Annotated in this window: 11 protein-coding genes; 7 read left to right on the plus strand and 4 right to left on the minus strand. The window is 62.4% G+C overall.

The features are described 5' to 3' along the window. Positions 1 to 68: 68 nt before the first annotated feature. From ACFWXH_RS09600 to ACFWXH_RS09610, 3 genes are all read right to left on the minus strand, one after another. Positions 69 to 1718, minus strand: a complete 1650-nt coding sequence (locus ACFWXH_RS09600; protein ID WP_379119617.1) for a thiamine pyrophosphate-binding protein — start codon at positions 1716 to 1718, stop codon at positions 69 to 71. A gap of 8 nt (positions 1719 to 1726) precedes the next feature. After that, on the minus strand, positions 1727 to 2887 hold the full coding sequence (locus ACFWXH_RS09605; protein WP_379119619.1) for a CaiB/BaiF CoA transferase family protein: 1161 nt from the start codon (positions 2885 to 2887) through the stop codon (positions 1727 to 1729). Positions 2888 to 2982: 95 nt separating this feature from the next. Beyond that, on the minus strand, positions 2983 to 3918 hold the full coding sequence (locus ACFWXH_RS09610) for an alpha/beta fold hydrolase (RefSeq protein ID WP_379119621.1): 936 nt from the start codon (positions 3916 to 3918) through the stop codon (positions 2983 to 2985). 186 nt (positions 3919 to 4104) lie between these two features. Between ACFWXH_RS09610 and ACFWXH_RS09615 the strand changes: the two genes are divergently transcribed. Next, positions 4105 to 5106, plus strand: coding sequence for a ribonuclease (locus ACFWXH_RS09615; protein WP_379119623.1), 1002 nt, complete (start codon positions 4105 to 4107; stop codon positions 5104 to 5106). Between the two features lie 27 nt (positions 5107 to 5133). On the opposite strand, the gene ACFWXH_RS09620 is transcribed toward ACFWXH_RS09615, so the two are convergent. After that, a complete protein-coding gene (locus ACFWXH_RS09620; protein WP_379119625.1) occupies positions 5134 to 5769 on the minus strand; it encodes a TetR/AcrR family transcriptional regulator in 636 nt (211 codons plus the stop codon). A 348-nt stretch (positions 5770 to 6117) separates the two neighbouring features. On the opposite strand from ACFWXH_RS09620, the gene ACFWXH_RS09625 reads away from it, so the two are divergent. The 6 genes from ACFWXH_RS09625 to ACFWXH_RS09650 all read left to right on the plus strand — a co-directional run bounded on the left by ACFWXH_RS09625 (position 6118) and on the right by ACFWXH_RS09650 (position 12531). Then, positions 6118 to 7188 carry a LacI family DNA-binding transcriptional regulator gene (locus tag ACFWXH_RS09625; RefSeq protein WP_379119627.1) on the plus strand — a complete coding sequence of 357 codons (1071 nt, stop codon included), beginning with the start codon at positions 6118 to 6120 and terminating at the stop codon, positions 7186 to 7188. Positions 7189 to 7218: 30 nt separating this feature from the next. Beyond that, positions 7219 to 7965, plus strand: a complete 747-nt coding sequence (locus tag ACFWXH_RS09630) for a transporter substrate-binding domain-containing protein (protein WP_379119629.1) — start codon at positions 7219 to 7221, stop codon at positions 7963 to 7965. 65 nt (positions 7966 to 8030) lie between these two features. After that, entirely contained in the window at positions 8031 to 9671 is a 1641-nt protein-coding gene (locus tag ACFWXH_RS09635) for an amino acid ABC transporter permease (RefSeq protein ID WP_379119631.1), read from the plus strand. Beyond that, on the plus strand, positions 9652 to 11064 hold the full coding sequence (locus tag ACFWXH_RS09640; protein ID WP_379119633.1) for a GH1 family beta-glucosidase: 1413 nt from the start codon (positions 9652 to 9654) through the stop codon (positions 11062 to 11064). Before ACFWXH_RS09635 ends, ACFWXH_RS09640 begins: the two co-directional genes overlap by 20 nt. Continuing rightward, positions 11054 to 11737 carry an SDR family oxidoreductase gene (locus ACFWXH_RS09645; RefSeq protein ID WP_379119635.1) on the plus strand — a complete coding sequence of 228 codons (684 nt, stop codon included), beginning with the start codon at positions 11054 to 11056 and terminating at the stop codon, positions 11735 to 11737. The genes ACFWXH_RS09640 and ACFWXH_RS09645 overlap by 11 nt, the downstream gene beginning before the upstream one ends. A gap of 143 nt (positions 11738 to 11880) precedes the next feature. Beyond that, positions 11881 to 12531: a glutathione S-transferase family protein gene (locus ACFWXH_RS09650; RefSeq protein ID WP_379119637.1), complete on the plus strand. Its 651-nt coding sequence runs from the start codon at positions 11881 to 11883 to the stop codon at positions 12529 to 12531. The last annotated feature ends 2 nt before the right edge of the window (positions 12532 to 12533 follow it).

The raw sequence follows: 12533 nt of genomic DNA on the forward strand, positions 1-12533 counted from the left end.
AGATCAAAGGGGCGGGAAACCGCCCCTTTTTGTTTTCCGCCGGCGCAAAGCGTCAACGACTCCAGGGTTTATCGCTGTTCGCGGATGTCGGTAAGCGTCCTGGCCGGGGTAATGGCCTCGGGATCGAGTTGCACTTCGATGATGGAGGGCTTGCCGCTGGCCCGTGCGCGCTCGAAAGCCGGGGCGAACTCTTCCGTTTTCACGACGGTCTCGCCATGACCGCCATAGGCGCGGGCGAGCGCTGCGAAATCGGGATTCCTGAGATCGGTGCCTTCGACCCGGCCGGGATATTCGCGCTCCTGGTGCATGCGAATGGTGCCGTAGATGCCGTTGTTCACCACCACGGTGATGATCGGCAGGTCGTACTGCACGGCGGTAGCGAATTCCTGCCCATGCATCATGAAGCAGCCATCGCCGGCGAAGCAGACGACTTCGCGTTCGGGAAACACGCTCTTGGCCGAGACCGCCGCCGGCAGGCCGTAGCCCATGGAACCGGAGGTGGGGGCTGCTTGCGTGCCATAACGGCGGAAGCGATGGAAACGGTGCACCCAGGTGGCGTAGTTGCCGGCGCCGTTGGTGAGGATGGCGTCCTCGGGCAGCACGCTTTCGAGATAGTCCATGATCGGACCCATATGCACGGCGCCCGGGCCAGACTTCGGCGTTGTCGACCAGGCGAGATAGGTGTCATGCAGCTTCGCGGTTTCCGCTGCCCAGGCAGATGCAGACTTGGGCCGGCGCTTGGCGAACGCTTCGACGAAAGCGGTTGGAGAGGCATTGATCGCCAGCGTCGGGCGATAGACGCGGCCGAGCTCGTTGGCATCGGCATGCACATGCACCAGCGCCTGGTCAGGGTACGGGCTCTTCAGGATGGTGTAGTCGGAGGAGGGCATTTCGCCCATGCGGCCGCCGATCAGGAGCACGACGTCAGCTTCCTTGATCGCATTGCCGAGCTTGGGGTTGATGCCGATGCCGACATCGCCTGCGTAATTGGGGTGTAGATGATCGAACAGCATCTGGCGGCGGAAGGAACAACCGACCGGCAGCGCCCAGTTTTCGGCAATGGTCTGCATCTGGGCCACCGCGTCCGGATTCCAGCGCGTGCCGCCGAGAATGACAAAGGGCCGCTTGGCGGTGCCGAGCAACATCTCCAGCGCGTCCAGCTCCGCTGCGCCTGGGTAGGTTTGGACTGGCGTAAAGGGCAGGGCCGCTGGCGCTTCGACTTCACTTACCAGCATGTCTTCCGGCAGCGAGACGACCACTGGTCCTGGGCGGCCTGAGGTGGCCACCGCGAAGGCCCGGGTCAGCAATTCCGGGATGCGTTCGGCCCGATCGATCTCGACCACCCATTTTGCGATGTCGCCGAAGAAGCGCTTGTAGTTCACTTCCTGGAAGGCCTCGCGCTCGCGCGCGTGGCCGGCGATCTGACCGATGAACAGGATCATCGGAATGGAATCCTGCATGGCGATGTGCACGCCGGCCGAAGCATTGGTGGCGCCGGGACCGCGTGTGACAAAGCAGATGCCGGGCTTGCCGGTCAGTCTTCCCTGGCAGTCGGCCATCATCGCGGCGCCGCCCTCCTGACGGCAGACGACAGTCTGGATCGAGGAATCGTGGAGCGCGTCGAGCACGGCAAGGTAGCTCTCGCCCGGTACGCAGAAAATGCGATCGACGCCGTTTGCTTCAAGCGCTTCGACGATCAGCTTACCACCGGTCTTCATAGGTCCCGTCACTCCAGTTCGGCAAGGATTTCAGCGGTATGTTCGCCAAGGCGTGGCGAAGGGCGATCATAAACAAGCGGCGTGGCTGGCATCACCATCGGCGCACGCACCGATGGCAACGTGTTGCCGTGCCCGTCGTCGAGATCAAGCCGCATGCCGCGGGCGATCGCCTGCGGATCTTCGAACATCTGGCCGATGTCATTGATGGGGCTTGCCGGTACGCCAGTGGCTTCCAGCTTGGTCAAAAGATCGTCGCGGGTGAATCCGGCAAGTGCGGCCAGCATGTGTTCGTGCAATTTGACGCGGTTGGCGACACGCGCGGCATTGGTGGCGAAATCCGGATCGGGAGGGAGCATGTCGAGCCCCACCACGGCGCAGAATTTGGCGAACTGGCTGTCGTTGCCCACCGCCAGGATGAAATGGCCGTCGGAAACCGGCAGCACTTCATAAGGCGCGATGTTGGGGTGGGCATTGCCCATGCGCTGCGGTGCTGTGCCGGAAACCAGGAAATTGAGGTTCTGGTTGGCGAGTACGGAAATCTGGGAATCGAACAGCGCCATGTCGACATGCTGGCCCTCGCCAGTGGCCTCTGCATGGCGCAATGCAGCCTGGATGGCGATGACCGAATAGAGCCCGGTGAAGATGTCGGTGACGGCAACGCCGACTTTCTGTGGCTCGCCATCAGGAGCACCGGTGATCGACATCAGGCCGGACATGCCCTGAACGATGAAGTCGTAGCCGGCACGTGGCGCATAAGGGCCAGTCTGGCCGAAGCCGGTGATCGAGCAATAGACCAGCTTGGAGTTGATCGCCTTCAGGCTCTCATAATCGAGGCCGTATTTCTTCAGGCCGCCCAGTTTGAAGTTCTCAATCAGAACGTCGGCCTTGGCGACCAGCTTGCGCACGATCTCCGCACCCTGCGGCGTCGAGAAATCGACGGCGATGGAACGCTTGCCGCGGTTGCAGGCGTGGTAGTAGGCAGCGGACAGGTTCTCGCCGTCTTTGCTTTTGACGAAGGGCGGTCCCCATTTGCGGGTGTCGTCGCCTTCGGGGCTCTCCACTTTGATGACGTCTGCGCCGAGATCGGCCAGCATCTGTCCCGCCCATGGGCCGGCAAGGATGCGGGCAAGTTCGACGACGCGTACGTCTTTCAAGGGAGGATTGGCCATGAAACACCGCAGGTTGTTTGGTCGCGCAGGCTCTAGCAACCCAAACGGCTCCTGTCACGGTTCTTGCGATGGACCAGCGCAGCAATCGACAGAACTCAGCGCGAGGCTGTGACCTTGTCCGCCCAGCCGGCGAATTCTTCCATGATGATGTTTCGATTCACCTCGTTCAGGCTTTCGTGCCGCGTTTCTGCGTAAACCTTTGAAACGAGATTCGAAAAACCCATGCGACGCATGCGCCCGGCGAGGTGTTCCACCGCCTTGCCGCCACTGGTGGCTGGATCCTTTTCGCCGCCAGCGAGATTGATGGGTAGGTTCTTGGCTATACCGGTGAAGCGGCTGTCGTCGGCGCCGTTGAAGATGAAGCCAAACAGGTCGCGCCACAGCGACACAGAAGCGTCCCAGCCGCAGAGCGGGTCGGCGATGTATTTGTCGACCTCGGCGGGATCGCGCGACAGCCAGTCGAAAAGGGTGCGGTGTCCGGGCACGGCTTTGCCCCAGGCCTGGAAGGTGAGCCGGGGCAGCATGCGCGAGGGCACGTCCGAACCCAGACGGAACCGTTCCCAGGCAAGGATCGCGAGCGCGGCACGACCGGCGATGCCGGCGGTGAAATTCGCGTTCCAGACGGCAGCGCCTCGAATGCGCGGTGAGTGCTTCTGCAGGAAGTTGAGCGCGATCAGCCCGCCCATTGAATGGCCGAAAGCGATGACCGGCAGACCATCATGTTCGGTTGCAATGAGATCGTGCACCGCGAGCACATCGGCGATCACCTTGTCGCCGCCGCTCGGATCACCGAACTTGCCGAGCGGGGCATCGGGGGCGGTGGTGCGGCCGTGGCCGCGATGGTCATGCGCGTAGGTGTGGTAGCCGCGAGTGGCGAGGAAATCGGCGAAGCCGGCATAGCGGGCGGCATGTTCGGCAAGGCCATGGCTGATCTGGACGACGCCGCGCACCTTGCCTTCGGCCTTACGCGTGTAAAGGTTGATCGATGCGCCGGTGGGCGAGGCGAGGGCGCGCTGGTCGCTGAATGGCATTGTTTTCCTCCCCCTGGCACGGTTGTCCCGCGCTCCCCGAAGTTGTCAGCCTTTTGTTTGCGCTCGTGGCCGTTTAGCGTCAATCGGCCATCATGATGCCGCTGCGGAAAGGGTTGCAGCCCGCGCATCGCAATTCTGACATGTCTGTCGGGCAGATCGCAAAATTCAACGAGAGGGGATTCGTGCATGCGGACTTGGCTTGTTCTTGGGGCAATGCTCGCCGGTGTCGTGACAGCCGGTGAGGCGCGGGCTGAAACGAAACTCAGCGGCACTTTCGTGGCCGACGCTGTCTGTCCGGCAACGCAGGCGATCAAAAGTGGCAAGAACCCAGGCAATGTCAGCACGGACGCCGGGCAGAGCTACGACCTCGTCGCTGGCAACAAGGATCAGCCGACGCACTACATGATCCGCGTGCCGGGTGCCGATCCGGAGCGGCGCTGGGTCAAGGTGAGTTGCGGCCATGTCGCCGGTGCAGCCGCTGCGCCGGCTGCTCCGGCGGAACCGGATGCGCCGCAGAAGAAGGCGGCTGGTGGCAAGCCGGAATATGTCTTCGCACTTTCCTGGCAGCCGGCCTTCTGCGAAACCAAGTCGCGGAAAACCGAATGCCGGGCCATGACCGGGGCGAGTTTTGCTGCAACCAATTTCACGCTGCACGGCCTGTGGCCTCAGCCGAATGGCAATTTCTATTGCGCGGTGAATGCTGCCGATCGCGCCAACGACAAAGGCAACTGGCGGGACCTGCCACCTGTCGATCTCGACGGCGCCACGCGCGAGGAACTCGACAAGGTGATGCCGGGCACGGCCTCGCAGCTCGAACGGCACGAATGGATCAAACATGGCACCTGTTACGGCAAGGACCAGCAGGCCTATTTCGCCGATGCGCTGGCACTGATGCGGCAGGTGAACGGCTCACCGGTTCGGGAACTCTTTGAAAACAACATCGGGAAGGAACTGACGTCGGACCAGATCCGCGACGCCTTCGATAGTGCATTCGGCAAAGGAACCGGTGACCGCGTGCGCGTGTCCTGCTTCAACGATCGCGGCCGGCGCATGATTGGCGAACTGACGCTGGGCCTTGCCGGACCGATCGGGCAGAACAGTTCGCTGAAGGATCTGATGCTGGCCTCGGCACCAACCGACAATGCCGGCTGTCCGAGGGGCGAAGTCGACAAGGTGGGGTTGCAGTAGGTGACAGGCTTGAAGCGTGTCGCTGTTTCAAGCCACCATCGGCAGCAGCCGACGGACTTCATCCAGGAATTCAGGGATGGCGCGCTCGTCGTTCGATAGGTGTCTGAGCAGGTGTTTCTGGAACAGGCCGTCGAAGACGGCATAGAGCGCGGCGCGTGAAACGGCCGGCTCTTTGCCTCCGAGTTCGGCATAGCGTGAGGCGACACGCCAGACCATGTCCTCGAGGCTCTTGTCTATTTCGGTGACGTCCTCGCGGAAGACATCTTCGAACAGGGCCTGTGCGCGCAGATCGTACCACAGCCGGTGCATGCCGGCTTCTTCGCGCAGGGTCTCGGCGAGTTTTAGCAGAAAGCCTTCCAGCAGCGCGTCGCGTGTCGGGGCCGTTGCAGTCACCTGATCGTAGCGGGTGACGCATTTCGCCTTGTAGTGGCGCACACAGCAGGTGATCAGGTCGACCTTGTCGGTGAAGTAATAATGCAGCACGCCATGTGTGAAGTCGGATTTCTGCGCGATCTCGCGCAGGCTGGTGCGTGCATAGCCGAGCTCGGCCAGTGTCTCGAGTGCTGCTTCGGCCAGCTCCAGCCGCCTGGCCGTGAACTTGTCGATACGCAATCTTTCGGCGCCTCGCGGGACGCGCGCCTTTTCCATTACCTGGTCAGCCATCAGCGGCCTTCTTAGCTTCGAGCGCCGAAAAAATACCAGCAGGCATCGCTGAAATAAGTTTGCCTCTACGTCAATAGCCTTTCCTGAACAGGCATCCAGAATCTCCATCGACCGGGGCGGTAGAGGACGCTGCCGACAATGGGGGATCTCCGCAGCTGTGTGCACGCGCCGGGAATTCCCGCTTCCAGCGCGTTGACGGGTGCCTGCCTGCAATCCGTGCGTTGACGGTGTCGAATTTTCATTTCCTACGAAAACCAATGTCCATCGAAATTTGTGATAAAAACGTTTTTATTTTCCTTGAAATCGTTTTTATCGCTTGATAGCCTTTTGAAAAAGGGGAGCGCGATCGTGGCTAAGGCCAAATCTGTATCCGGCCGCACTTTGCCGACAATCAAGACGCTGGCTGCCCATACCGGCTATTCGATCGGCACCATCTCGAAGGCCTTGCGCGGCTCGCCGGTCGTTACCGAGGCAACTCGCGAGGCGGTCCTCGCCGCCGCCCGCGAACTGGGCTATCAGGCGAATGCCCGCGGCATGGCGCTGCGCACGGGCAAGACCTACCAGGCCGCAGTGCTGATGCCGATCACTTCGGCCGCCGGTTACGAGTGGGATGGCGTCGAATACACGCAGATCCTCAGTGGCATCTCGCAGGCGCTGGACGGTAGCGACTACCAGCTTTCCGTCTACGGCTACCGCAACTTCGACGATGCCTGCGCCGTCGCGCGCCGCATTGCCGACCAGCGGCTCGCCGATGGAATGATCTTCTCCGGCGTGCTGGCGAGCGATCCGCGCATCGCCATGCTGGTCGAGGCCGGTTTTCCCTTCGTATCGCTTGGCCGCTGCCGGCAGTCGCTCGTCTATGCCCATGTCGACGTCGACAATGAATGGGCGGCCTATGCCGCAACCGCGCGGCTGATCGCCGGTGGTCATCGGCGCATTGCGCTCATAAACGCCGAGCCGCGCCTGTCCTACGCGCTGGACAGGATCGACGGTTTCAGTCGAGCCTTCAAGGAAGCCGGGCACGAGCCCTCGCTGGATCTCGTGAATGGCGGGGATCTCACTGCGCGTTTCGGCCGCGACACGACACTGAAGCTCTTCAAGCAGCCGTCAATGCCAACAGCGTTGGTGTGCGTGAACGAAGCCACCACCTTGGGCGTGCTTTCTGCTCTGAACAGCCTGGGCCTTCGTGTCGGAGAGAATGTCGACGTCATCGCCTATGACGATATCAACGTCAGCGCCTACTTCAGCCCACCCATCACCACCCTCTACCAGCCGATCGAGCTGCTCGGTCGTCGGCTCGGCGAATTCCTGCTGCTGCGCATGGTGGACGAAGGTGCGGCGAAACTCGCCGAGGTCTTCCGGCCCGAACTGATCGGCCGGCAGCCCGACAATCTGGGCGGCCGCATCGGCCGCACCTGATCCAAAGCTCAAAAAACGGGAGGAAAGAGCATGAAGAAAGTTTTGACTGGCCTCGTCCTGGCGCTGCTGGCGTCCGGCGCGGCACACGCGGCCGATCTCGGCGGCAAATTGCTGAAGGTGGGATCCGACACCACCTCCCCACCGATGGAGAGCGTCGATACGGCGACAGGCCAGATCGTCGGCTTCGATGTCGACGTCGTCAATGCCATCTGCGCGAAGATCAACTGCAAGGCGGAGTTCGTCACCACCGGCTGGGACGGTATTTTCGCCGCGCTCGACCAGGGTAATTTCGATCTCGTCGCTTCGGGTGTCTCCATAACCGACGAGCGCAAGAAGGCGATGGATTTCTCCGAGCCTTACATCGTCAACAGCCAGGCAATCCTGATGCGCGTCGAAGATGAAGGGCTGATCGCAGAAGACTTCAAGACCAAGGGCAAGAAGCTCTCCGCACAGGCCAACACCACCGACGCTCAGGTGGCAGAGGGTATCGCCGGCAAGGACAATGTCACGGCCTATGACAGCTTCGCGGCCTCCCTCATCGCGCTCAAGAACAAGGATGTTGACGGCGTGGTCATCAACGGCGCCAACGCCGCCGCCTATGAGAAGGAGTTCGCCGGAGAACTGGTGGTGCCAATCCGCAACCTGCAGTCCGATCCGCTTGGCCTCGTCTTCCGCAAGGGTGACGAGAACATCGCTGCCTTCAACGAGGGCATCGCTGCGATCAAGTCAGACGGCACCCTGGATGCGCTGATCGCCAAGTATTGGGGCACCAAGTAGCGGCTTTGCTACGCGCTCCGGCGTGACGCCGCGCCGGAGCCTTTTCTGAAGGAGGGCGGATAGAGATGCGCTACCTTATGCGCCTGCGGCCCAGCAATCTGATCATCGCAGCCGCCCTGCCGTTCATCGTCTACCTGTTCGCGAACTCTGCGGACTATCAGCGCTCACTGCGTGCCATTGTCGGTGTCGAGCACGGCTCCTCGGTCTTCGTTCCCGGTTTCATGCTCCTGGTGGTGGCCTTCGCTGCAGGTGTCGGAAGCGTTCTGTTTTCACGCAGGTCGGTGCCAAGGCCGCGTCTTGCCATGGCTTGCGCCGCGTTGAACCTGCTGGCAGCCGCCGCTGCCGTCTTCACTGGCGTCGTCCGTCCCTACGTGGCTTCCGTCGTTGCCAACGCGGTTGATCCTTTCACCTCGAAATTGGTGGTTCAGGGCGTGACACCGCGCCGGCTCACCGATGCCGCCGATGCGGTGGTGCAAGGCTACGCGTCGGTGCTTTTCTGGACCTATCTGGCGGTCACCGTCGCCGCACTCGCGCTTTTCTTTTTCAGCGGGCAGGCGGCCCGTGCGACGAAAGTCGGCCGGGTGACCCTGCTTGCGGTCAACAGCATCGGTCTCGTCGTCATTCTTTTCCTGGCGCCGATGGCTTTCGCCGCCGGCGTAGCCACGACCATTCGCGCCGCGGTCGCCGCCTACATACTGGCCGCGCTGCTCGGCCTCGTCTGGGTCGGCCTGCTCAAGCTCGACTACAGCCGGCGCGCGAATTTCATCTTCGTTGCGCTGACCGCGCTGCTCGCCTGCGCGGCAACGTGGTTCCTGCTCCAGCCGCGCGAGGATTATGTGCTGGTCGGAAAGCTGGACGGCAAGGTTGCCATCGTCTCGGGTACGCCGTCGGGCACGATCGGCGCCGTCCGCTACGGCCAGTTTCCCGATGCACCGGGAGACGAGGTGCCGCTACGCACCTTCAAGGGGCCTGCGGAGGCCATAATCGCGCTTGAAAAGAAGGCCGATGTCAGTGCCGCGCTGCTGCCGCTCGCCGCCGCACCAGCCGATCTGCCGGTGCTGTGGCGCACCGGCGCCTTAAGGGACTCCGACAAAGCCTCCGGCATCACCCTCGCGGTGCTCGCCATCATCACCGGCCTGCTCACCTTTGGCGGCCATATTCATCGCCGCCACCCGCTTTCGGTCGGTTCGGAGTTCATCGTGGACACGATCCGCGGCATACCCATGCTGGTCATCGTGCTCTATGTCGGCCTGCCGCTCGCCGGCGCGTTGAAGGATGCTACCCAGGGCGTGTTCGATCCGCCCAATCTCGCGCGCGGCATCGCCGCCATGGCGCTCGCCTATTCGGCCTATCTGGCCGAGATCTTCCGCTCAGGCATCAACGCCATCCCGCGCGGTCAGATCGAGGCGGCGCGCAGCCTCGGCCTCAACAACTGGCAGACGGCGCGCCTCGTCATCCTGCCGCAGGCCTTCCGCATCATCATCCCGCCGCTCGGCAATGAACTGATCGCCATCCTCAAGGACACCTCGCTGCTGTCGATCCTGTCCATCCGTGACATCACCCAGCGCATGCGCGAATTCCAGTCGGCGAGCTTCCTGCCGTTCGCGCCCTACAACTCCGCCGCCATCTTCTACATCCTGCTGACATTGGCGGCGGCCAGTCTGGTCAGCACAGTCGAGAGAAAATATGACATCAAGCATCGATAACAGGCGCATCCTGGACGCTCGCGCAGCCTCGCTGGTTCTACCGCAAGGTTTCGTCTTCGGCGCCGCCACGGCCGCCTACCAGATCGAGGGCGCGCCGGCCGCCGACGGCAAGGGCGAGAGCATCTGGGACCGCTTCTGCAAGACGCCCGGCGTCATCATCGATGGCTCCAGCGGCGACGTCGCCTGCGACAGTTACCATCGCTGGAAAGACGATATCGCCGTCCTGAAAGCACTGGGGCTCGGCGCTTATCGCTTCTCCTTCGCCTGGGCGCGACTGCTTCCTGAAGGACGCGGCGCCGTCAACGCCAAGGGCGTGGCCTTTTACGACCGGCTGATCGACGATCTTCTGGCGGCTGGCATCGAGCCTTACGCGACGCTCTACCACTGGGATCTGCCACAGGCATTGCAGGACGAAGGCGGCTGGTACAATCGCGCCACCGCTGACGCTTTGGCCGACTATGCGGCGCTGGCAGCACGCAGCTTCGGCGATCGCGTCAAGAAATGGACGTCACTCAATGAGCCCTGGACCTTCTGCTGGTCCGGCCACGCTTCGGGCGAAGATGCGCCGGGCTTGCGCGACGGCACCAAAGGCGGCGTGACGGCGAGCCATCACGCTTTGCTCGGCCACGGCAAGGCGGTTCCGATCATCCGCGCGGAGGTACCGGACGCCTCCGTCGGCATCGTCTTCGACCTTAACGTAGCGGAACCCGCCAGCGCGGACCCGCGCGATATCGCTGCCGCGCGACGCTTCGATGGCGCGCAGAACCGCTGGTTCCTCGATGCCGTCTTCAAGGGCAGCTACCCTCAGGACATGCTTGAGCTCTATGGCGATCTGCTTCCCGCGATCCATGCCGACGACAATGCCATCATCTCGGCGCCCGTCGACTATCTCGGCGTCAACATCTACCGCCGCTCGGTCATCGCCGAGGGTACGGAACTGGCGCCGCTGAATTATCGGCGCGTCCAGCCGGAGGGCCTCTACTCTGCTGTCGGCTACGAGATCTGGCCCCGCTGCATGTATGACGTGCTGCGCTATGTGAACGACAACTACGCTCCGAAGGAGATCTACATTTCCGAGAACGGCGTTGCCACGCGGCCGGAGACGGTCGGGCAGGACGGTCATGTCTGGGACGAGTTGCGTGCGGCCTATTATGTCGAGCATCTGGAACAGGTTGCGAAAGCGGCAGACGAAGGCGTGCCTGTGCGGGGTTATTTCGCCTGGACGCTGATGGATAACTTCGAATGGGCATACGGCTACACCACCCCGTTTGGCATCACCCATGTCGACTATGAGACGCAGAAACGCACGGTGAAATATTCCGGCGAAATCTATGCCGCGATCGCCCGCCAGGAGGCAGCCGTCAAACCACGGAGCGCCGCAGTTGGCGGGTAAGACCGTCCTTGTCACCGGCGCCGGGCGCGGACTGGGACGTGAATTGGCGCGGCAGTATGCGGCGGGCGGCTGGCAGGTGATCGCCTGCGGCCGCGGCCTTCCTGCGGGCGGTTTTGAGACCGGCATCGAGTTTCTGCCGCTCGACGTTGCCGAACCAGCATCGATTTCCATGCTGGCGGCACAGCTCGCGGGCCGGCCGCTGGACGTGCTCGTCAACAATGCGGGCGTGCGCAGCCGGGGCGCTGGCCTGCATTGCTTGGAGCCGGACGAATTCCTCGACGTGTTGCGCATCAACACGCTCGGTCCGGTTCTGGTGACGCGGGCACTGCGGGCAAATCTGCGCCTCGGTCGCGATCCGGTCGTTGCCAACATCGGCTCGCGTGCCGGTTCGATGGCTGAAGGTCTGCTCGACGACGATGACGACGATTACGCCTATCGATGTTCCAAGGCCGCACTCAACATGGCAACCGTGCAGCTTGCACGGGATCTCCAGCCGGACGGCGTCACGGTGCTGTCGTTGCATCCCGGCTGGGTGAAGACCGACATGGGTGGCGATGATGCCGTATTGCCGGTGGAGGAAAGTACCAGAGCTCTGCGAACGATCATCGCGGCGGCAAAGCCGGAGTGCAGCGGGGCGTTCCTCGCGTTCGACGGCCGTGAGGTCAGATGGTAGCTCCTCGGCTTTGGGGGCGATAGCCGGGACGCAGGGTTCGGCTATGGAAAGCTCATCACCAACAAAAAACGCGACGATCTGTCGGCAGAAGCATGGGTTGTTCGTCCTTGGGGCACAGCCGCAAGGATACGAAAGGAGCCCCGATGATCCCAACCATCACAGCTTTTGCGTTGTCACCCGATCAAGGCCAAGGGCTGGCGCGCGACATGCGCGTTCGCTGGGCACTGGAAGAGGTGGGCCAGCCTTATGACGTTCGCCTTGTTTCATTCAAGGAGATGAAGCAGCCGGAGCATCTTGCAATTCAACCGTTCGGGCAGATTCCGACCTATGAAGAGGGCGACCTCGCGCTGTTCGAGACCGGGGCCATCGTGCTCCATATCGCGCAGCATCATCCCGGCCTGTTGCCGAACGATGCGAATGCGCGGGCGCGCGCGATCACATGGATGTTTGCCGCGCTCAACACGATGGAACTGCCGATCGTCGAGTTCGACGTGGCTCCTTTTGTGGTGGGCGACAAGCCATGGTTCAAGGAATTCCTGCCCATACTTGAAGATCGCGTCAGGGTCCGGCTGAACGAACTCTCAAGGCGGCTTGGTGATGCCGACTGGCTCGACGGTGAATTCAGTGCCGGCGACCTGGTGATGGTGACGGTGCTGCACAGGTTGGACGGATCAGGTTTGGTGAAGGAATTCCCAAACCTTTCCGCCTATGTTGCCCGAGCCAAGGCGCGGCCGGCCTACAAGCGTGCCTTCGATGACCAACTAGCGGTTTTCGTCGCCGCATCGGCCGGTTGAAA

Origin of the sequence: Mesorhizobium sp. NPDC059054, assembly GCF_042739215.1 — a bacterium.
In the GTDB taxonomy this organism is placed as follows: domain Bacteria; phylum Pseudomonadota; class Alphaproteobacteria; order Rhizobiales; family Rhizobiaceae; genus Mesorhizobium.